General features: G+C 68.0%; 16 protein-coding genes and 1 pseudogene. 7 read left to right on the forward strand and 10 right to left on the reverse strand.

Translation table 11 applies throughout. The features are described from left to right. From ASC95_RS32460 to ASC95_RS07570, 6 genes and pseudogenes are all read left to right on the forward strand, one after another. A pseudogene (locus tag ASC95_RS32460) lies at positions 1-270 on the forward strand (MFS transporter); the annotation flags it as partial. A 48-nt stretch (positions 271-318) separates the two neighbouring features. Further along, complete coding sequence (locus ASC95_RS07550; RefSeq protein ID WP_200960097.1) at positions 319-1,404, forward strand: non-reducing end alpha-L-arabinofuranosidase family hydrolase; 1,086 nt, start codon at positions 319-321, stop codon at positions 1,402-1,404. 52 nt (positions 1,405-1,456) lie between these two features. Then, positions 1,457-3,070, forward strand: coding sequence for a family 43 glycosylhydrolase (locus tag ASC95_RS07555; RefSeq protein ID WP_082567595.1), 1,614 nt, complete (start codon positions 1,457-1,459; stop codon positions 3,068-3,070). Next, entirely contained in the window at positions 3,067-4,650 is a 1,584-nt protein-coding gene (locus tag ASC95_RS07560) for a cellulase family glycosylhydrolase (protein WP_057297171.1), read from the forward strand. Before ASC95_RS07555 ends, ASC95_RS07560 begins: the two co-directional genes overlap by 4 nt. Further along, positions 4,647-5,873, forward strand: coding sequence for a glycoside hydrolase family 5 protein (locus tag ASC95_RS07565; RefSeq protein ID WP_200960098.1), 1,227 nt, complete (start codon positions 4,647-4,649; stop codon positions 5,871-5,873). The genes ASC95_RS07560 and ASC95_RS07565 overlap by 4 nt, the downstream gene beginning before the upstream one ends. 164 nt (positions 5,874-6,037) lie before the next feature. Continuing rightward, positions 6,038-8,557: a response regulator gene (locus ASC95_RS07570; RefSeq protein WP_057297172.1), complete on the forward strand. Its 2,520-nt coding sequence runs from the start codon at positions 6,038-6,040 to the stop codon at positions 8,555-8,557. Here the strand turns inward: ASC95_RS07570 and ASC95_RS07575 are convergent. The 3 genes from ASC95_RS07575 to ASC95_RS07585 form a co-directional block, all read right to left on the reverse strand. Then, positions 8,546-9,028 (reverse strand): hypothetical protein, encoded by a 483-nt coding sequence (locus tag ASC95_RS07575; protein ID WP_057297173.1) that lies wholly within the window; start codon positions 9,026-9,028, stop codon positions 8,546-8,548. The two genes, ASC95_RS07570 and ASC95_RS07575, sit on opposite strands and share 12 nt — an antisense overlap. Positions 9,029-9,033: 5 nt before the next feature. Continuing rightward, on the reverse strand, positions 9,034-9,762 hold the full coding sequence (locus ASC95_RS07580) for an NIPSNAP family protein (RefSeq protein ID WP_057297174.1): 729 nt from the start codon (positions 9,760-9,762) through the stop codon (positions 9,034-9,036). Positions 9,763-9,849: 87 nt separating this feature from the next. After that, positions 9,850-10,329, reverse strand: coding sequence for an Lrp/AsnC family transcriptional regulator (locus ASC95_RS07585; protein ID WP_057297249.1), 480 nt, complete (start codon positions 10,327-10,329; stop codon positions 9,850-9,852). A 103-nt stretch (positions 10,330-10,432) separates the two neighbouring features. Here ASC95_RS07585 and ASC95_RS07590 point away from each other — a divergent pair, with 103 nt between their 5' ends. Then, positions 10,433-10,807, forward strand: a complete 375-nt coding sequence (locus tag ASC95_RS07590; protein WP_057297175.1) for a VOC family protein — start codon at positions 10,433-10,435, stop codon at positions 10,805-10,807. Here the strand turns inward: ASC95_RS07590 and ASC95_RS07595 are convergent. From ASC95_RS07595 to ASC95_RS07625, 7 genes are all read right to left on the reverse strand, one after another. Next, the gene (locus ASC95_RS07595; protein WP_057297176.1) at positions 10,804-11,958 is read right to left on the reverse strand and encodes a CaiB/BaiF CoA-transferase family protein; all 1,155 of its coding nucleotides are present in this window, start codon (positions 11,956-11,958) and stop codon (positions 10,804-10,806) included. The genes ASC95_RS07590 and ASC95_RS07595 overlap by 4 nt on opposite strands. Before the next feature lie 79 nt (positions 11,959-12,037). Beyond that, on the reverse strand, positions 12,038-13,849 hold the full coding sequence (locus ASC95_RS07600) for a glycoside hydrolase family 127 protein (protein ID WP_057297177.1): 1,812 nt from the start codon (positions 13,847-13,849) through the stop codon (positions 12,038-12,040). Continuing rightward, positions 13,839-15,956 carry an SUMF1/EgtB/PvdO family nonheme iron enzyme gene (locus ASC95_RS07605; RefSeq protein WP_235537794.1) on the reverse strand — a complete coding sequence of 706 codons (2,118 nt, stop codon included), beginning with the start codon at positions 15,954-15,956 and terminating at the stop codon, positions 13,839-13,841. The genes ASC95_RS07600 and ASC95_RS07605 overlap by 11 nt, the downstream gene beginning before the upstream one ends. Positions 15,957-15,960: 4 nt before the next feature. Further along, entirely contained in the window at positions 15,961-16,851 is an 891-nt protein-coding gene (locus tag ASC95_RS07610; RefSeq protein ID WP_057297179.1) for a ribokinase, read from the reverse strand. Beyond that, a complete protein-coding gene (locus tag ASC95_RS07615; protein ID WP_235537796.1) occupies positions 16,848-17,942 on the reverse strand; it encodes a serine hydrolase in 1,095 nt (364 codons plus the stop codon). Before ASC95_RS07615 ends, ASC95_RS07610 begins: the two co-directional genes overlap by 4 nt. Before the next feature lie 152 nt (positions 17,943-18,094). Then, entirely contained in the window at positions 18,095-20,272 is a 2,178-nt protein-coding gene (locus tag ASC95_RS07620; protein ID WP_082567597.1) for a TonB-dependent receptor, read from the reverse strand. Positions 20,273-20,435: 163 nt separating this feature from the next. Then, entirely contained in the window at positions 20,436-21,311 is an 876-nt protein-coding gene (locus ASC95_RS07625; RefSeq protein WP_057297182.1) for a LysR family transcriptional regulator, read from the reverse strand. Positions 21,312-21,352 lie beyond the last annotated feature (41 nt).

Below are 21,352 nucleotides of genomic sequence, written 5' to 3' on the forward strand. Positions count from 1 at the left end.
CCTGTACTACTCGCAGGGTCGTGGATCTCCAAGGTCGGCATCGCGCTGGGCACGGGCGCGTCGGGCTGGATCCTGCAGTTCACCGGCTTTGACGCCAAGCTGGAGGCCCTGCAGACGCCGCAYGCCATCTTCATGATGCGCATCCTGCTGTCCACCATCCCSGTCATCGGCYTGGTGCTGGCGCTGGTGTCGCTGCTGCGTTTTGAGCTGACCGAGAAGCGCATGGCCGAGATCCGGGTGCAGCTTGAAGCCACGCGGGGCCGCGTATGACGTCGGCGCGCACCGATTCCCTGAAAACATCAAGCCCGAAAAACATCCATGGCTGAAGTCATGCGCAACTACAAATCTCCCTTGAACGGTTTCAACGCACTCTGGTTTGCGTCCTGCCTGGCATTGAGCACCTTCGCCCACGCGGCGGAGCCGGCGAATCGGACCCAGGATTTCGAATGGAAATCCAGCGAGCCGCTGGTCAGGCCGCCAGCCGACGCGAAGCACATCTTTGGCGTCAAGGACCCCACCATCGTCTATCACGACGGCCGCTACCACGTCTTCATGACCACGGCGGGCACGAACGGCTGGGGCATGGCCTATACGAGCTTTGCCACCTGGGAGGAGGCGCCCAAGGCCCCGCTCTTCATGCTCGACAAGTCCCCCATCGGGCCCGGCTACCGCGCCGCACCCCAGGTCTTCTACTTCGCGCCGCAAAAGCTCTGGTATCTGATCTACCAGGGCGGCGACCCGCTGTATTCCACGACCAAGGACATCAACGATCCCCACTCATGGACGGCACCGCAGCCTTTCTACAAGACCATCCCGGAGAGCGTGAAGGACGACAAGGGCCAGGCGACCTGGCTGGACTTCTGGAACATCTGCGACGACAAGAAGTGCCACCTCTTCTTCACCGGCGACAACGGCAGCTTCTACCGCGGCGAAACGACGATCGAGCGCTTCCCTCAGGGCTTCTCCGAGCCTGTCGTCGCCATGAAGGAACAGCGCGACGACATGTTCGAGGCGAGCAACACCTACAAGATCGCCGGCACCCACCAGTACCTGACGCTGATCGAGGCCATGCGGCCAGGCGGGCGATATTTCCGGGCCTGGACCGCTGATCGCCTCGACGGCAAGTGGCAGCCCATTGCTGGCGCCGAGATGAACCGGTTCGCCGGCGCAGACAACGTCAAGTTCAACGGCCGGATCTGGTCCGAAGGCGTCTCCCATGGCGAAATGATCCGCGACGGCGCCGACCAGACGCTGACCATCGACCCCTGCAAGCCGATGAGATTCCTCTTCCAGGGCCTGGACATGGAAAAGGGCAAGAAGTACGACTACATCGAACTGCCCTATCGGCTGGGGCTGATCACCGCCACGGCCCCCGACGCCATCAGCGCGATGTGCAAGAAATGAACGACGCGGCGCGGCGCGCGCCTACCCCCGGAACATGACCCTGGAGACATCGATGTGGACTCGCCGTGCGTTTCCCGCCATCCTTGCCGGCACCGCGGCCGGTTCAAGCGCACTTGCTAGCGCGTCGACGACGGATGCCACGCCCGGATCGCGCAATTTCGCCTTTGGCATCGAGGGCCAGCGCAAGGCCGACCTGGGCAATGGGACCTATCTGAATCCCATCGTGCCAGGCGACCACGCCGACCCGACGATCTTGAAGGACGGTGCCGACTACTGGATGACTTTCTCGTCCTTCCAGTCCTATCCGGGCGCCGTCATCTGGCATTCGCAGGACCTGGTGAACTGGGCGCCCGTCACCGCGGCGCTGCGCCAGCCCATCGGCACCGTCTGGGCGATGGACCTGATCAAACACGCGGGCCGCTATTTCATCTACATCCCGGTGCTGCAGGACGCCGGCATGGGCATCTACGTCATCCACGCCGACGACATCCGCGGGCCGTGGAGCGCGCCCATCGATCTGAAGATCCCCGGCTGCATCGACCCCGGCCATGTCGTCGGCGAGGACGGACGGCGCTACCTCTTCGTCAACGGCGGCCGCCGCGTGCGGCTCAAGGACGATGGCCTCGCCACCGACGGCGCGTTGGAGAACAACGCCTGGACACCTTGGCAATACCCCAAGGACTGGGTCGTCGAGATGTTCGCGCCCGAGGGGCCCAAGCTGCTCAGGCGTGGCGAGTGGTTCTACCTGATCTCCGCCGTCGGCGGCACGGCGGGGCCGCCCACCAGCCATATGGTCACCGTGGCACGCTCGCGCTCGGTCCACGGGCCCTGGGAGGACTGCCCACACAACCCCATCGTGCGCACGAAGAGCGCCAGCGAGCCCTGGTGGTCGCGCGGCCACGCCAGCCTCGTCGAAGGGCCGGCGGGGGACTGGTGGATGGTCTATCACGGCTATGAGAACGGCATGCGCACGCTGGGCCGCCAGGCGCTGCTGGAGCCCGTCGAGTGGACCCAGGACGGCTGGCCGCACGCCAAGGGCGGCACGCTGGACAAGCCCCTGCCCAAGCCGCGCGGTGGCAAACGCAGCCCCGCGGGCTTTGCGCTGTCCGACGATTTCTCCAGCGGCAAGCTCGGCTTGCAATGGGCCTTCCATGCGCCAGGTCCCGATGAAGCCAAGCGCCTGCGCTTCGAGAGCGGTGCGGATAAGGCCCTGGTCATCCGCGGCAAAGGCAAGGCCCTGCCCGACTCCTCGCCATTGACCTGTGCCTGCGGCGACCGCAGCTACGAGGTCAGTGTTGAGCTGGAGATCATCGGCGACGGCCATGGTGGCCTGGCGCTGTTCTACGAGGAGCGCGGCCACGTCGGCCTCGGCTTCAGCACCACGCAGATGCTGACCTATGGCTATGGCCAGGAGCACTCGTGGATGCGAGAGAACATGGCCACCCGCCGTGTGCACATCCGCCTCGTCAACCGCGAGAACGTCATCACCTGGCACACCTCGCACGATGCTGGCAAGAGCTGGAAACAGCATTCCTGGCAAATGGAGGTCTCCGGCCTGCATCACAACGTATTCGGCGGCTTCGTCAGCTTGCGGCCTGCGCTGTTCAGCGCCGGCGCCGGCGAAGTGCGCGCCCGCAACTTCGTCTACAGAGGACTCCCGACATGACTTCACTCCGCTCCCTGCGCCGCCGCCAGTTGCTGGCCGCCACCGCCTTGCCCCTGGTCGCCCCCATGACACTTGCCGCCCCGCAACAACGCCGCATCGTGCTCGACGTGGCCCAGGCCAAGGAGCCGCTGGACCGCTTCTTCGATCATTGCGTCGGCGCCGACTACCCCGGCACGACCTATCGCCCCGATGCGCTCGCGCAGCTGAAGACCGCGGTCGATGAGCTGGGGTTCCGCTACCTGCGCTTCCACGCCATCTTCCACGACGTGTTCAAGACGGTGACGCGCGACGCCGCGGGCAAGCTGGTGTTCGATTTCACCGGCATTGACAAGCTCTACGACGCGATGCTGGCCCGGCGCATCAAGCCTTTCGTCGAGCTGGGCTTCACGCCGCAGGCGCTGAAGACCTCGGACAACAAGATCTTCTACTGGGAGGGCAACACCTCCCATCCCGAGCCCGCCGGTTGGGTGGCGCTCATCGACGCCTTCATCCGCCACCTGCTGGAGCGCTACGGCGCGGCTGAAGTGCACGACTGGTACTTCGAGGTCTGGAACGAACCCAACCTCGACGGCTTCTGGGAAAATGCCGATCAAAAGGCCTACTTCGACCTCTACACCCGCACCGCCAAGGCGATCAAGGCTGTCAGCCCGCTGCTGCGCGTGGGCGGCCCTTCCACGGCCGGCGCGGCCTGGGTGCCCGAGTTCCTGGCCCACGCCAAGGCCACCAACACGCCGGTGGACTTCATCACGACGCACACCTATGGCGTCGATGAAGGCTTCCTCGACGAGTTCGGCAAGGAAGACCGCAAACTGTCCAAGTCGCCGGACGCCATCGTGGGTGACGTGCGGCGCGTGCGCAAGGAGATCGAAGCCTCGCACCTGCCAGGCCTGCCGCTGTTCTTCACCGAGTGGAGCACCAGCTACAACCCGCGCGACCTGGTGCACGACTCGTACATGAGCGCGCCCTATGTGCTGAGCAAGCTGAAAGCTTCGCAAGGACTCGCCCAGCACATGAGCTACTGGGTCTACAGCGACCTGTTCGAGGAACCCGGCCCGCCGGACGCGCCCTTCCACGGCGGCTTCGGCTTGATGACGCGCGAGGGCATCCGCAAGCCGGTTTGGTTTTCGTACAAGTACCTGGCGGCGCTGAAGGGCAAGGAGGTGCCGACGAGCGATGCCTCCACGTGGGCAAGCATTGACGGCGACCAGGTGCAGGCCATCGTCTGGGACTGGCGCCAGCCCGACCAGACGGCCAGCAACCGCAGCTTCTTCGGCAAGCCGCAACCGGCCCGGGATGCGGGCAGCGCGACCGTCGAACTGCGCCACCTGCCGCCCGGCCGCTACCAGCTCACACAGCGCCGCACCGGCTACGAGGTCAATGACGCCCACACCGCTTACCTGAAGATGGGTTCACCGAGGAACCTCGACGCGAAGCAGCTCGCCACGCTGCAGGGGCTGACGACCGACAAGCCGGAAGTGCAGCGCGAACTCCAGGTCGGCGCGAGTGGCTCAGCCACGGTGACGCTGAAACTCCGCAGCCACGACGTCGTGCTGCTGAGCCTGAGCAAGATGGCACCATGAAGCGACGCGAAGCCGTCCTGGGCCTCGCGGCCGGTCTGGCGGGCTGCGGCGGAGGTGGCGGCGCAGCGGTGAGTGCGTCACCCACGCCAGCACCCGCACCGGCTTCTGCTCCCACGCCGGCCGCGGGCGGCTCGCCCTATCCCGACTACAACATCTCGCCCACGCCGGCCAACACCTCCGGCATGGCCGACTCGGCCGTGCAGGCCGCGCAGAAGATGCGCACCGGCCTGAACATCGGCAACACGCTGGAAGCGGTGGGCGGCAAGAGCGAGACCTCCTGGGGCAACCCGAAGATCACGCGCGATTTCGTGCAGTTCATCAAGGCCAGCGGCTTCAATGCCGTGCGCCTGCCGACGTCCTGGGACCAGTACGCCGATGCGACGACCGCCAGGATCGACCCGGCCTGGCTGACCCGCGTCAAGGAGGTCGTCCAGTACTGCATCGACGCCGACCTCCACGTCATCGTCAACATCCACTGGGACGGCGGCTGGCTGGAGGAACACTGCACGCCCGACAGGCAGGTCGCCAACAACCACAAGCAGCGGGCCTTCTGGCAGCAGATCGCGACCCAGCTGCGCGACTTCGACGGGCGGCTGCTGTTTGCCAGCGCCAACGAGCCCAACGTCAAGACGGCCGAGCAGATGGCCGTGCTGATGAGCTACCACCAGACCTTCATCGACGCCGTTCGCGCCACCGGCGGCCGCAATGCCTGGCGCAACCTGGTCGTGCAAGGCCCGTCGACCGATGTGGAGCTCACCAAACAGCTGATGACGGGCTGGCCGGTGGACACGACCAGCGGCCGGCTGATGGCAGAGATCCACTACTACACACCGTGGAACTTCACCGGCATGACCAAGGACGAGACCTGGGGCAACCAGTTCTTCTACTGGGGCCAGGGCAACCACTCCACCACCGACACCGCCCACAACCCCACCTGGGGCGAGGAGGACGCGGTGGACAGCCTGCTCGGGTCGATGAAGACGCGCTTCGTCGACAAGGGCATTCCCGTCATCGTCGGCGAGTTCGGCGCCCAGCACCGCACCTCGTTGACCGGCGAGGCGCTGCGGCTGCACGAGGCCAGCCGCGTCTACTACTGCAAGACCGTGGCGCAGAGGTCTCGCGCCTTCGGCCTGGTGCCGTTCTACTGGGACACCGGCTCGCTGCTGGATCGCAGCCGCAACGTCGTGCTGGACGCCAAGGTGCTGGACGCCTTGACGGCGTGACCCCATGACCCTGCCCTGCCCGTCAAGGGACACCGGCGCCGCCATCCCGTGAATGCGGCGCTTCGGCTCGAGGTGTAACGGGCGTCACCCATCGCGCGAGCCGCCACGCAGTTCGACTATCCTGTTAGCAAGCCCGGCAGCCTCGGGCGCCTCAGGAAGCCGACTTGGACGCAAGCCGCTTGCCCCGGGAGGGCGGTGCTCCCACCGATGCCACGCCGGCGCAAACCCGGCCGGCCTTTTTGCTGGACCAGCCAGCCGGCCCGCGCGAGCGCCGTCATGCGCTGATCGTCGCGCTGCTGTCAGTGGCCGTGTTCGCCGCCCTGCTGCCCTTCGCCAAGCACAAGCTGGCGGCGGTGCCGGCCTTCATCCCCATCTACGAGTCGGCCCTGGTGCTGACCGACCTCATCACGGCGGTGCTGCTGTTCGGCCAGTACCGCATCCTGCGCTCCCAAGCCCTGCTGGTGCTGGGCTGCGGTTATCTGTTCACCGCCGCGATGGCGACGGCCCATGCGCTGAGCTTCCCCGGCCTGTTCAGCGCCAGCGGCCTGTTGGGCGCAACGACGCAGACCACCGTCTGGCTCTACATGCTGTGGCACGGCGGCTTCCCGCTCTTCGTGCTCGGCTACGTCGCATTGAAAGGCAGGCCTCAAGTTGGCTTGCCCGCATGGGCGTGGCCAGGCCTTACCTTGCTGGCCGGCGCCGGCAGCGTTGCGCTGACGACCGTGGGCCATGCCTGGCTGCCCGATCTGCTCGTCGGTGGCCGCTACTCGCTGGCCTTCCAGATCACCATCGGCTGCGTCTGGGCCTTCAGCCTTGTGGCGCTGGCCGCGCTGTGGCGCCAGAAGCCGCGCACCGTGCTGGACCTGTGGCTGATGGTGGTCAGCCTGGCCTGGCTGTTCGACATTGCGCTGTCGGCCATGCTCAACGCGGCCCGCTTCGACCTCGGCTTCTATGCCGGCCGCATCTACGGCCTGCTGGCCAGCTCGGTCGTGCTGATGGAGCTGCTGCTGGAAAACAGCGCGCTGTATGCCCGTCTGTTCAGGGCCTACGAGGCCGACCACGCCCAAGGCAAGGCGCTGGCCGCCGCACGCGACGAGGCCGAGGCGGCGAATGCAGCCAAGAGCCTTTTCCTGGCCAGCATGAGCCACGAGATCCGCACGCCGATGAACGCCATCATCGGCCTGACCAACCTCGTGCTGGAGACAAGGCTGGACGGGCGCCAGCGCGACTACCTCGGCAAGGTGCAGACCTCATCGAGGGCGCTGCTGATGCTGCTCAACGACATCCTGGACTACTCCAAGATCGAGGCCGGCAAGATCACGCTGGAGGCCGAGGAGTTCAATCCCGAGGAGCTGATCGAGAACGTCGGCCATCTGTTCTCGGCCCGGCTCGAAGAGGCCGGTTTGGACCTGCTGTTCGAGTTCGACGACAAGCTGCCCGACCGCCTGGTGGGCGACAGCCTGCGCCTCACCCAGGTGCTGAACAACCTCGTCGGCAACGCTATCAAGTTCACGCCCAAGGGTGAGATCGTCCTGCGCGCCGAACTGCGCGACGAACAGGACGGCCGCGTGAGGTTGTGCATCAGCGTTCGCGACACCGGCATCGGCATGACGCCCGAGCAGCTGGGCCAGCTCTTCCAGGTGTTTGGCCAGACCGACGCCTCCATCGCGCGGCGCTATGGCGGAACCGGCCTGGGCCTGGCCATTTGCAAGCGCCTGGTGGAACTGATGGACGGCAGCTTCCAGGTCAGCAGCGTGCCGGGCCAGGGCAGCAATTTCAGTTTCACCTGCAGCTTCGGCAAGGCCAAGCCGGGCGCGGAGCGCATCGATCTGCACCGCATCCGCGGCATGCGCACCCTGGTCATCGATGCGCAACCGACCGAGCGGCTGATCCTCCAGCAGATGCTGCAGAGCTGGCGCTTCCAGGTCGGCGTGGCCTCGTTCGGCGACGAAGCCCTGTACCGGCTGCGCCAGGCCGACACGCTGCACCCCTACGAGCTGCTGCTGCTGGACTGGAAGACCACCGGCGCCGATTTCATCGACACGGCACGGCGTATCGCGGCCGAGCGCGGGGCGCCGGTGCCCGCGATCATCGCGCTGGGCAGCCTGCACGCGAGCCTGGACATCGCCGAGGAACTGAAGGCGCACCTCTTCGTCGAAGTGCTCGCGAAGCCCGTCACGCCGTCGCGCCTGTTCGACGCCCTCATGCAGTTGCAGCGCCGCGAGCCGGCCGAGGTCGTTCCCCAACCGCCCAGCATGGCCGACCTGGCCGAGACGCTGCGGCCCATCCACGGCGCGCGCGTGCTGCTCGTCGAGGACAACCCCGTCAACCAGCAGGTCGCCTGCGCCTTCCTGGAGATGGTCAAGCTGCAGGTCGAGGTAGCGGAGAACGGCGTGGAGGCCCTCGAGCGCATCAGGAAGGAGGCCTTCGATGCGGTGCTGATGGACATGCAGATGCCCGAGATGGACGGCGTGACCGCCACCCGGCTGATCCGCGCGATGCCGGAGCATGCACGTCTGCCCATCATCGCCATGACGGCCGGCGCCATGGAAGCCGACGTGCAGGACTGCCTGGCCGCCGGCATGAATGCCCATGTCAGCAAACCCATCGACCCGCGGCAACTGGTGCGCACGCTGCTGGCCTGGGTCGAGCCGCCGGCCCGTGCGACAGGGTCAGGCGGATAGCCGCTCGAAGTCCATCACCCAGTTGGTCTCCCAGGTCTGGCCGCCGTCGGCCGAGAAGGCCTGCTGCCAGCGCGGGGTGGGGGTGGCCGTGTCCGTCCAGCGGTAGCGCACGCGGATGGGCTGGCCGCGCAATTCATCGTCACACTGGAACTCGCCGACACCGTCGGCAAAGCCGCCCACCACCGGCGGGTCCAGGCGATGCGGGTTGCGGCCGTCCACCCACCAGATGGCCCATTGCTTCGTCGACGGGTCGAAGGTCCGCATGGACAGGGCGCGATAGGTTCCACTGGGCAGTTCCAACACGTTGTCGTCGATGTTGCCAAGGCCGTCGAGCAGAGGCCACATGCGGCAGCGGCCCTCGAAGTCTTCCCAGTCCTCGCAGCCAAGCAGGCGTTCCTTGAGGCGGCGATGGCTGACCTTCCAGTGGCCGATGAAGAAGTCGAAGTCTTGCGGTGTCGAAGTTGTGTTCATGATGTTCAGGCGTGAAGGGAAGAACGGGCCGTGGGCGCGAGGCGCAAGGTCTGGGTGGGCTTGGCCAGCCAGGGCTGAAGCGATGCGGCGAAGTCCCGCGGCAGGATCGCGCTGGCGTCCGCGAACAGGGCCAGCGAGACCAGCACGTGTTCGCCTTCGCGCACCGGAAGGCGCGGGAAGTTGTTGGGCGTGGCTTCGGTGACATACCAGGCCAGCTGTCGGGCTCCCGACGCGCGCAGCGCATCGCTGAGCGGGCCGCGGGCAAGGTCCAGCAGTTCGAGGCCGGCCGGCGCTTTCAGGTGGAAGACCGTCGCCAGCAGCAACCCCGGGGGCAGCGCCGTCGCGCCGCGTTCGGCGCGGGGCCGTGCCGGCTCGGGCAGCGCGGCGCCACGCCAGGCGGGGCGCAGCAGCAACACGTTGTCGGAATCGATCATCGTCGCGTTGGCCGTGTTGCGGTGCTGTGTCCAGACGAGCCCGCCGTAGAAGGCGGGCAGGCTGTCGCCGCGCGCGGCCATGTCGGCAAAGCCACGCAGCCAGACAAAACGGTCAGGCCCGTCCAGGTCACGGAACTGGCCCAGCACGCGGATGCCGACGGCTTCCTGCGTATCGACGAACTCGCGGTCGAAGAGCCCGATCAGCGTGTCCCGCTTGCCGGGGTGCAGGGTGTACTGGCGCAGTTCGACGACTTGGCAGTCCGGCGCGACGGGCGGTGTGGTTTGCGGAGGTAGAGGCATGGCTCAGAGTCCACGGAGTTCAAGGTCCGTGCAGTCTGCTCCGCCATACCTGTCAACTCATGGCATGTATTCCAGCGTCACCGAAATTCAGTCGCCGCCGGGCACCGGCAGCGCCAGCCCGCGCTTGAGCACGCCCATGGCGACCTGGGTCGTGTAGCGACGCACGGGCGGGTTGTCGGCCAGCAGCCGCGTCATCAGCGCTTCGTAGGCGGCGGCGTCGGGGGCCGTCACCACCAACACGAAGTCGGCCTCGCCGGTCACGTAGAAGGCCTGCTGCACGGCGGCTTCCGCGTCCAGCCAGGCACGCAGCCGCGCCATCGGCTCGGGGCGCTCGCTGTCGACCTGCAGGGCGGCGATGAAGGTGGTCGGCCGGCCGATCTGCGCGGCATCCAGCACGGCGACCTGGCGCTGGATGACGCCCTGCTCGCGCAACCGCTTCAGGCGCCGCTGGATGGCCGAGGCCGACAGGCTGACATGCTCGGCCAGTTGCTCGGCCGTCAGCGCGGCGTCTTGCTGTACCAAGGTCAGCAACTGGCGGTCAAAGCGGTCCAGGTCCAGCTCGGGCATGTTCTGAAATTGCGGCCAAACGGCAAGGGAGCCGCGCATCTTGCCGGATTTCGCCGCGGCGCCCTTTCTAGGATGACAGGCGTCCCCACAGGAGTTCTTCTCGATGATCGATCACGTGTCCCTGGGCACCCGCCGCTACGCCGACTCGGTGGCCTTCTACAGCCGCGTGCTGGCGCCGCTGGGCCTGGCGCTGCTGCGCGATACCGGCAGCGAAGCCGCCTTCGGCACGCCCGAGCGCTGGTGCTTCTTCCTCTACCCGGTGCCCGAAGACGAGCCGGTAACGGCGCGCGGTGCCCACATCGCTCTCGGCGCTCCGGACCGCATCGTCGTTGCAGCCATACATGAGGTGGCGCTGGCCTCGGCGGCTCGCGACATCTTCACGCCACGCCCCCGGCCCGACATCAGCGAGACCTACTTCGGCGCGATGTTCCATGACCTCGACGGCCATCGCATCGAGGTGCTGACGAACGCGACCTAAGGCTTGAGCTCGTCGTCGTGCTGGCCGAGGGTCGGCGCGGCGAACGGTTCCGGGCCGGGTGTCCTGCCGAAAACGATCGGCCTTGTGACGCCACGGTAACGGCCGACAGTCGCGTGCTCAAGGTCACCAACGATGCCCTCGGCCAGCACCTGCGGATGCTGGAACATGTCCTCGACCTGGCGGGCCGCGGCACAGGGCACCTCGTCGCCGAACAAGGCCTCCCACTCCAGTGCCGTGCGCGTGGCCAGGGCCGCGTGCAGCCGCGTCAGCAGCCCGGCGGCGTTGGCGGCGCGCTTCTTCACGGTGTCGAAGCGCTCGTCGGCCGCGAGATCGTCAAGGCCGGTGATGCGGCACAGCGCGGCCCAGAAATGCGCTGTGTTGGCCGAGATGTAGATGTGGCCCTCGCGCGCCGGGTGGATGCCGGTGACGCCGCCGGAGCGCATGTCGCGGCCGATGTCCAGCGGCTCGTCGCCGGCCCACACCAGCCGGGCCGACTGCATGGTCAGTGCACTGCGCAGCAGCGACACGCCGATGTACTGGCCGCGCCCGCTGCGCTCGCGCTCGAACAACGCCGAGGCGACGCCCGATGCGACAAGCGCTGCCGCGTAATAGTCGACCACCGAGCCATAGAGGATCTCCGGCGGCCCGCCGCGCTTTCCCTGCAGCGCGCACATGCCGGTCAGCGTCTGCAGCACCTGGTCGTAGCCAGCCTTGTCCTTCAGCGGGCCGGTCTCGCCATAGCCGGTCACGGCGCAGTAGACGAGGCGCGGGTTCAGCAACTCCAGCTGCTCGTGCGCAATGCCCAGGCGCCGGGGCACGCCGGGCCGGAAGTTGTGCACCAGCACGTCGGCCTCGCGCACCAGGCGAAGCAGCGCAGCCAGGTCTTGCGGCTGCTTCAGGTCCAGCACGACACCGCGCTTGCTGCGGTTCACGCCAATGAAGGCGCGGCTCTCGGCAGCCAAGGTGGACGGGTAGTTGCGCAGGTTGTCGCCGGCGGGCGGCTCGACCTTGAGCACGTCGGCGCCCTGGTCGGCCAGCAGCGTGCAGCCATAGGGCCCGGCGATATAGGCGCTCAGGTCGAGCACGCGAACGCCGCTCAGCGGCCCCGGCGGACCTGCGCGGGTGGAAGGTGGAAAGGCAGCGGCGTTCACGGCGGGGGGCTCGTCAGGATGGCGGCCAGTCTGGGCCAGAAGCCCGGCGCAACCAAGGTCGCTGGCGTTCGCTCAGGCATCACGGAATCTTGGTTGTCGTGGTCGCCGGCGCGGTCGACAGCCAGGTCAGGCGCCATGCGCCGTCCTCGCGGCCGCCGGCCAGGAAATAGGGCTGGAAATCCAGCGGCGGGCGGTAGCCCAGATTCATGCGCAGCGTCGGCACCTGAGCACCGGTCACCTCGCTGACCCATTGTTCGAGCGGCGCCTCGGGCAGCCTCACTGTCTCGGCGGTCTTGAAGCCGTCGATCAGTGGGGTCGAGAAGACGAGGGGGCCTCGCGTCAACGCCACATAGCCCAGATCGAGCACCGTCTGGTGAACAGCGCTGCCGTCGGGCGCGCGCGACTCCTGCACGTTGCGGTTGCGGCGTTCGTGAAGCTTGGCCTTCATCGGCAGGCGCAGTCTGGCGACATCACCGGGCTGCCAGACGCGATCGATGGCGAGATAGCTCCCTGGCGCGCCGGTAAACCGCTCGCCGCCGACCTCGGCATGGGCGCCCTCGGCCCAGGAGGGACAACGCAGCTTCAGCGTGAAGCGGCGCGGCGCGTCAAGGTCGAGGGTCAGCGCCACATCGCCGTCGTAGGGGTAGTGCGTTTCGATGTGCAAGCCCACATCGCCGACACGCGCCGTCAACGGCCCAAGCAGATGCACCGTCAGCTCGCTGTCATCGCCGCCAACGGCCAGCGCCGGCAGTTCCTCCAGCGCCATCGCGCCGCTGCTCTTGCAGCAACGCCAATAGGTCGTGTGCACACGCCGGCCGTTCGGGAAACTGTAGTAGCACCAGTCCTCGCCATTGGGCGCAACTGCGCCGAGCAGGTCGTTGTAGGCCGTGCGCTCGATCTCCTCCGCGTAGCGTGCATCGCCGCTGAGCCGCAGCAGCTCGCGGTTGAGCTGCAGCCAGGCCAGCGTCGAGCAGGTCTCCACATAGGCCTCGGGCACAAAGCTTCCTGGCGCATTGAAGACCTCGCGCGAGCGGTGCGCCACGCCGCCCCAGGGGCCACCACCCAGGCTCAGGTGCTTTTCTCGAATGCTGGTCCACAGCGCATCCACGGCATCGAGCAGTTCGGGCCGGCCGGTGGCGCGGTGCAGCTTGGCCAGACCGACGAGGTTCCACAGCAGCTGGTAGGCCTTGCCCGTCGCGATGTCGGCCGCATCAGCACCGGCCAGCGTGCGGCTCAGCAGGGCCAGCGGTGCATGGCGGTCGGCCTGTTCGAGGATGCGCTCGGCCAGCGCGAGGTAGCGCGGCTCGCCGGTCGCGAAATAGAGCTCGCAAGCCGGGTCCATCAGCACCGTGGCCGACATGCCGTGGTGGTTGCCCAGCGTCGTGATGTCGATGCCGTCGAGCGTGCGGGCACACAGGTCGCCGATGCGGCAGGCGGCGGCCAGCCAGGTTGGCTCGCCGAAATGACGATGCGCCTCTAGCAGCCCAAGGATGAGGTAACTGTGCGTCCAGATGTCCCAGGTGCGCAGGCTCGGTGCGCCGTCCCAGGTCAGCGGCTTGGGCGGCTGCTTGACCATGAAACGGCGCGGCGCGGCGTAGGTGCCGAGATAGCCGTCGGCTTCCTGCTGGGCGCAGAGGAAGTCGGCAACGGCGCGCACGCTCGCAGCGAGCTCGGCGTCGCCGCTGCGGGCCGCGGCGCGGGAAGCTGCCACCAGCCATTTGCCGGCATGCTCGCCGTACCAATCCCCCTCCAGGTTCTTGTCCGCCACGGCGCGCAGGAACAGCGCAATGGCCGGGCTCTCGGGCCCGGTGATGAAGCGGTGCAGCCGGCCGCGGCGGCTGGCCTCGATGGCCTCGCCGAGCAGGCCACCAAGCTGGACTTCAGCGCGCATCGACGACACAGCGGAAACCCAACATGCCGGAGCGGTCCTTGCACGGCGCCATCAGCAGATATTTGCCATGCTGGTCGAGCCGGTAGGCCTGCGGGAAGTACCAGTGCGAGGTCTGCGGCTGGTAGGCGCTGCCACCTCGCAGCACGGCGGCGCGGGTATGGTTGTCGGCATATTCATCGGTCCATTGCCAGACATTGCCGACCAGGTCCAGCACGCCGAAGGGACTGGCGCCGCGCGGATGGGCGTCGACGTCGGCCGGAGGAGTCAGCGTGCGGCCGGTGTTGACGGGCGGCACGGCGCTCGCATCCCAGGCCTCGCCCCACGGGTAGGCGCGGCCATCGCTGCCCTGGGCGGCGTATTGCCATTCCCATTCGTGCGGCAGGCGCTTGCCGGCCCAGGCGGCATAGGCCCGTGCGTCCTCGATGCCGACCCAGGTGACGGGCTTGTCGGCCCAGCCCGCGGGCGGGGCTCCGTTCTCCCAATGGCGCAGGAAGTTGTGCGCGTCCGCGGGTTGATAGCCCGTGGCTTGCATGAAGGCCTGGAACTGTGCGTTCGTGACGGGCGTGCGGTCCATGAAGAAGCGCGGCATCGTCATGCGGCGACGGTGCTGGCGGCGCGGCACGTCCTCCCAGGGGTATTGCACGTCCAGGCCGGCCCAGGTCTGACCCTCCACTTCGACGCCACCGACCGCGAAGTCGAACTCGCCAGCGTGGATCTCGACCATGCCCTCGGGCAGCGTGTCAGCGCGCGGTGTGGGGGCAATGACGATGAGTTGCTGCGTCAGCGGCCGCCAGGTCTTGTCCAGCGAATGCAGCGGCGTGCGCGCCAGCTCAGCCATGCGGGCCAGCAAGCGCTCGTCCACAGACTCCCCGGCCGCGATGGCCAGCAGCGCGCCAAAGCCGCGCGCCTCCAACGTCACCGAGAAGACTGCCTGAGCGCCGTCCACGCGCGGCTGCACCTCCACGCCATTCCAGGCATCGAAGTAACGCGTGCCCTCGGCATGCTCAACGGCGAGCTGCTCGCCATCGACCGCGTACTCGTTGCGGTTCACGATCGTCCACAGCCGCCGCGCGCCGAGCGGGAAGCTGCTGGCGAACACGCCGGCCTGCAACGTCGGCGCATAGGGCCGCCAGTCGAGACTGACCAGCAGCGGCGCCAGGCCGCGAAACAGCGTCGCGATGCGCTTGAGCGTCGCCGCATCGCGGTCGGTGAAGCCGTTCCAGATGCCCCAGACGTTCTCCCAGGCGTTGTAGCCCACGCCGTTGAAGAAGCAGTACTGGAAGTCGTTGTTGCGGTCGCGGCTCCAGCGGTTCTCCAGGTTGATCATGTGGCGGGGCTCCAGCCACTTGAACTTGGCCACGACAGGCACGACGTCCTGCGGCACCTTCTTGCCCCAGCTCTGCACATTCCAGATCAGCTGCTCTTCGCAAGAAATCGTCGACTCCGGCTGCAGCACGACGTAGCGGCCACGCCGCTCGCAGGCATCGAAGAAGGCACGCGGCACGCCGTTGTAGGTGTCGCCGTTGATGCCGTCGGCACCGACGGCCTCGAGGATGCCGGCGATGGCCTCCCAGTCGCTCTCGCCGTGCTCGCGGGTGCCGTGGTCCCAGGGTTTGGTCGGCAGGAAGACGCGCACGCCGCGGCGGCGGAAGGCGTCCACCGCGCGCTTCAGGCCTGCCAGGCCGCCGGGCAGGTCGTGGGCGAGGTCGGTCTGGTTGCGGTCGTCGATGCCGATATTGGGATAGACGTACCAGATCAGCACGCTGTCCAGGCCGCCAAAGCGCTCCTCGAGGTCATCAAGGTAGCGGTCCACCGTGTACTCGCCCGTGGCCGCATCGAAGAAGAAGCGGTCCTCGACCATCATCTGCGCATGCACGAAGTTGCGCTGCGCCCACTGCAGCTCGGGGCGGCGGTAGTTGGCATCGTCGTAGCCGATGCGCACGAGGTGTTCGCGCTTCCAGTCGCGCAGGTCGCGCAGCCAGTCGTCGGCCGTGCCGTTGACGTTCATCTTCCAGTGGCCGATCTCGGCAAACGGCCAGCCCGGCGCCTTGCCCGGCGTGGGCAGGTAGCGCTGCGTCGTGACGTGGGAAAACTTGTACTCGGCCATGGATCTATCGGGACTGCAGAAAGGACTCGACATCGGCACGCGCGGGGATGCTGCTCTGCGCGCCCGGTCGCGTGCAGGCCAAGGCGGCAGCGGCACAGGCGAAGCGCAGGGCTTCGGGCCATCGGGCGCCGCGGCCGAGCTCGGCCACCAGCGCACCACAGAAAGTGTCACCGGCCGCGGTCGTGTCGACAACCTCGACGGCAAAGCCGGCCTGCTCGAACCAGGCCGCGCCGCAGCGTGCCCGCACGCCGCGCGCGCCCAGCGTGACGACGACGCAGGGCACGTCCAGCGAGGCGATGGCCGCATCGATGTCATGCTGGATGCCACTGATGGCCGCCAGCTCGCCCTCGTTGACGACGAGGAGGTCCAGCGCACCCAGCAGCGCGCGCGGCAGGGGTTGGGCCGGCGCGCCGTTCAGCGTCACGTTCAGCCCGGCCGCATGCGCCGCTCTCGCACAGGCGGCGACAGTGGCGAGTGGCGTTTCCAGCTGCAGCAGCAGATGGCTGTAGCGGCTCAGCGGCGGCAGATGATCCGCGCGCAGGCCGGCATTGGCGCCGGGAGCGACGGTGATGGCGTTCTCGGCGTCGTCGGACACGCAGATGAAGGCCGTGCCCGTGGCCAGGCCGTCAAGGCGGACGATGTGGGGTGTCACGCCGGCCGCGCGCAGCGAGGCTTCGAGTTCGGCGGCGTAGGCGTCCTGGCCGAGGGCGACAAGCATGTCCGTCGCCACGCCACCGGCGCGTGCACAGGCCACAGCCTGGTTGGCGCCCTTGCCGCCGGGGAAGGTCTGAAAGCCGCGGCCCAGCACGGTCTCGCCGGGCACGGGAATGCGCGGCGCGCGCACGACGAAGTCGAGATTGGCCGAGCCGGCGACCAGGATGGCGGGAGGGGTCATCGCTCGAGGGCCTGGTAGACGAGGTTGTGGAAGGCGGCGGTCGGCCGCGGTGGATCGGCCGGCAGGCCGCGCGGCAGATGCTGCATCAGCAGCAGGGCGACCAGGCGCTCGCGCGGGTCGACGGTGAAATAGGTCGTCGCGGCACCGGGCCAGCCAAAGGCGCCTTCGGAGCCGAGCCGGCCGCGGCGGGCGACGTCCACCACCGTGGATACGCCCAGGCCGAAGCCCTCGCCGGGGCCGAGGTCGTTGCCAACGTCCAGGTGACCGACCTGGTTCATGCGCAGCAGTGCCACGGTTCTGGGCGACAGCAGCTGTTGGCCACGCCACCAACCCTCGTCGAGCAGCATCTGCGCGAAGCGCAGGTAGTCGGCCGCCGTTGAATAGAGGCCGCCAGCACCACTGTCGTAGCCGCGCAGCGCGATGCCCGGCGCCTCGGCCGAGCGCGCGTTGGCGAGCAAGCGGCGGCCGTCGTCGGCGACGCTGGTGATGTCGGCAATACGGTGGCGCTGCGCGGCGGGCACCGTGAAGCCGGTATCACCCATGCCCAGGGGCTCGAAGATGCGTTCACGAAGGAACCGCGCAAACGACCGGCCGGAGAGGACTTCGACGACACGGCACAGCACATCGGTGTTGATGCCGTCGTAGCGAAAGCGGCTGCCGGGTTCAACCGCGAGCGGCACGGCGGCCACGCGGCGCGCAAACGTCGCCAGGTCGGCCGCAGCTTGTGGGTCAACCTCCGCGCCCGCCGTGTCAAAGCCCGACGTGTGCGTCAGCAGTTGGCGCAGCGTGACCGGCCGGCGTGGCTTGGCGCCGTCGCGCAGGCGCTGGCCGGCGAACTCGGGCAAATGGCGCTCGACGGGGTCGTCCAGCGCCAGCGCGCCCTCTTCCATCAACATCAGCACGGCCACCGACGCGATCGGCTTTGTCATGGAGTAGATGCGGAAGATCGCGTCCAGCGGCATGGGCTCGCGGCGCGGGAGGTCCCGGTGGCCGTGGGCACGGTGATGCAACGCGCAGCCATCGCGCGCCAGCAGCACGACGGCGCCGAGGTGGCCGGGGCCGTGCGGGCCGGGCCGCGTGTCGGCGTCCAAAAAGGCATCCAGCCGCCGCAGGCGCTCGACCGAGAAGCCGGCCGAGGCCGGGGTGCAGTTTGGCAGCCCCGGGTCGGCCCGTACCGGACATGCAGCAGCGGCGGCGCCGGCCAGCACCAGGCGGCGGGTGGGGCCGGGTCTGACGTGCAGGGTCAGAAGGTCACCGTGTGCGTCACGGACACGACGCGGCCGCGGCCGGACGTGAAATTGCGGAAGCCCACTACCTGCGACCAGCTCAGCACATAGAACTTGTTGGTCAGGTTCTCGATGCCCAGCGAGCTTTTGCCGCCATGGCCCCAGTCCCAGTTGGCGCTGAAGTCGAACAGCGTGTAGCCCTTGGTGTGTTCCTCGGCGCTGGTGCCGACGTTGAGGTCGCGCGAGCTCAGCTTGGTGGCGCCCAGCGTCACATCGGCCTGGGGCAGGAAGTGCCAGCTGGCCGAGGCGCCGAGCTTGTCGGGGTTGATGTCAAGCACGCCCATCTGCTTGGTCAGCGGGCCGCCGGCCGTGAACCAGGTCTTGCCGGACGTGTGCGAGTAAAGGGCCGTGAACTTGAGGTCGCGCGTGGCGCGCAACTCGCCGGTCAGCTCGTAGCCGCTGATGTTGACGGGCTGGCGGGCGAGCAGGAAGTCGTTGGTGACGGGGTCGATGGACAGCGACTGGCCGAAGTCGGACTTGCTCTTGTAGTAGGAGCCGCCGAAGGAGCCCATGGCGCCGCGCCAGTTGAAGCCGACCTCGTTGTTCTTCACGATGACGGCCTGCAGATCGAGGATGCCCGCGACGGACTGGCCGGGGTAGCTGATATTGCGCAGCGGGATGCCGACATTGGGCAGCGTGAAGCCCTTGCCGCTGGAGACGAAGGCCGACCAGCCGCCGCCGATCTTCCAGACCGCGCCAAGATTGGGCAGGTTGGCCTTGTAGTTCAGCTTGCCACCCTTGACGTCCACGCGGTTGCGGAAATAGGTCGTCTTGTAATCGGCCACCTCCAGCTCGCCGTCCTCGCGGCGGAAACCGCCGGAGAGCGTGACGGGGCCGATGTCGTAGGAGGCCTGGAACCATGGCGCGACGCTGCTGTAGTTCATCGGCGGCACCCACAGGCGATCGGTCAGCGCCAGCCACTGCCTGGCGGTATCGTGCGTCAGGTCGACGCCCCCGCGCACCTCCAGCCCTTCGACGCCGAAGACATCGCCATGGCTGTAGGCATTGCGCAGGCCGTATTTGCGTGTGCGCACCTCGGACTGGTCCACCAGCGTGCCCAGCGGCGCGATCAGCGGGTCCTGGCGGTCAGCGCCGTTCTCGGCCGGGTAGCGCATCTTCTGGTCGGCGTAGTAGGCGTCCAGCGACAGTGAGCCGCCCCACAGGTCGTTGTGCTTGTAGGAAAGCGTGCTCTGCGCAAAGTCGTTGATCTCGCTGAGGGTGCCGAACAGGCCGGGCCGCTCGGAGGTGTTGGTGGAGCCTGCTGTGCGGTCGCCGTCGACGAGGTGGTAGTTGCCCTTGCCCTCGATCTTGAACTTGGACAGCGAGGCCTGGATGCGCTGCTCGCGGTTGGCGCCGAAGTTGAAGCCGGCCTTGGCGTAAACGTTGTTGGCCGTCGAGTCGGCGACCGAACCGCTGGTGTTCAGGCCGATGCGCCGGCCGTGGCCGTCGTAGGTCATGCCGCGGTCGATGCGCGAGACGGCGCCGATGAGGTCCCAGTCCTCAGCCTTGAAGGCGTAGTTGGCGCCAAGCTTCCAGCCGGCGCTGTCGTCCTCGAAGGCCGTCGTGTAGCGCGCCGTCAGCGTGACCTCGCTGCCCATCTTGGTGGGCGACTTGGACAGGTAGTTGATGATGCCGCCCGCCGCGCCGATGCCTTCGGACGCCGACGGGCCGTTGATGACCTCGATGCGGCCGACCAAGCCCATGTCGGTGAAGCTGGCATTGCGCGTGCCTTCGCGCAGCGGCGAGCCCTGGGGCACGCCGTCGAACAGGCGCAGCGCGATGCGGCCGCGCAGGTTCTCGCCGGTGTTGCTCATGGCCTGAGATGACTCCGCATAGCCCGGCACCGTGCGCGACAGCACGGCCGTCATGTCGTCGGTCATGTTCAGCGTGTGGGCGATCTCTTCCTTGGTGATCAGCGTGACGGCACCCGGGATCTTGTCGACGGCCTTGGGCACGCGCGTGCCGGTGACGATGACGCGCTGGAGCTCGCTGCCGTCCGCGTTGGTGTCGGCATCGGCAGCGGCCTGCTGGGCCTGGGCGCCCGCCGCGGCCAGCGTAGCCACAACGGCCAACGCAATGGCGTGGTGGGGAGAAGTCGGGGTGTGGCCCTGGCCGGCCGGTGCTTGTCTCGTCATCTTTGTGCTTTCCATCGATCTGTGGGCGCGCCTTGAAGCACTGACGCCGGTGGGCGTGGCGTGGCGGGCGCTGTGGCCGCAGTCTCAGCCAGTGCGTGACAAGCTCACACCCTCGCCGCCTATGTTCAAGCCCAAGAATTTGTTGTGTGCCGATGCCGCCGGCTCAGGCCAGGCCGGACACCGCACGCGCTTCGCGCAGAAAGGCCGTGACGAGGCGGTGCCGCACCGTCGCGCGTGACCACACGACGCCGATGCGGCGCGGCTCGCTGGGCAGGGGCAGCGGCAGGCAGACGACGTCCAGCCCCTCCGGCCAGGGCCGCAGCCAGTCCGGCACCAGCGACACACCCAGGCCCCGGTCCACCATGACGGCGATGGCGTTGAGCGCATTCAGCTCGAAACGCTCCTGCGGCACGATGCCGGCGCGCTGCAGGTATTGGTCGGCGACGCGGCCGCCCCACTGCGTGCGGTCGTAGCGCACCAAGGGCTCGCTCGCCAGCAGCTCGTGCGGGTCGCGGCCGGCCCATTTGCGGGGCGCCAGCACGACGAGCTGCTCCTCGCGCAGCAGCTCCCAGCCGCAGGTCTTGGGCAGCGGAAAAGGCGCCTCCAGCACGACGGCCGCGTCCAGGTCGCCGGCCTCGACGGCGCGGTAGAGCTCGGGTGAATAGCCGGGCCGGATGAAGACCTTGAGCCTGGGATGCAACTCGACGAGACGGGCCAGGATGTCGGGCACCAGGCCGGTCAGCGCATTGGTGCCGGCGCCCAGGCGCAGCTCGCCGGCCGGCGTTTCATCGGTGGCGATGGTGCTCAGGTCGGCCACGCCGCGCAGCAGCTCGCGGGTGCGCTCGAGGATGCGCGAGCCCGGCTCGGTGACGTGCACCGAGCGGCCGGCGCGGGCGATCAGCGGCGCGCCGATTTCGCGCTCCAGCGTGCGGATCTGCTGAGCCACCGCCGCCGGCGTGATGTTGAGCACACGCGCGGCGGCAGCCATCGAGCCGTGGTCGACGACGGCCACGAAGGTGTGCAGGAACTGGGTCTCCAACGTGCTTGTCCTGACGCAGCTCTGGGCGGCTGCCTGTGGCT

Source organism: Pelomonas sp. Root1217 (assembly GCF_001425705.1).
In the GTDB taxonomy this organism is placed as follows: domain Bacteria; phylum Pseudomonadota; class Gammaproteobacteria; order Burkholderiales; family Burkholderiaceae_C; genus Pelomonas.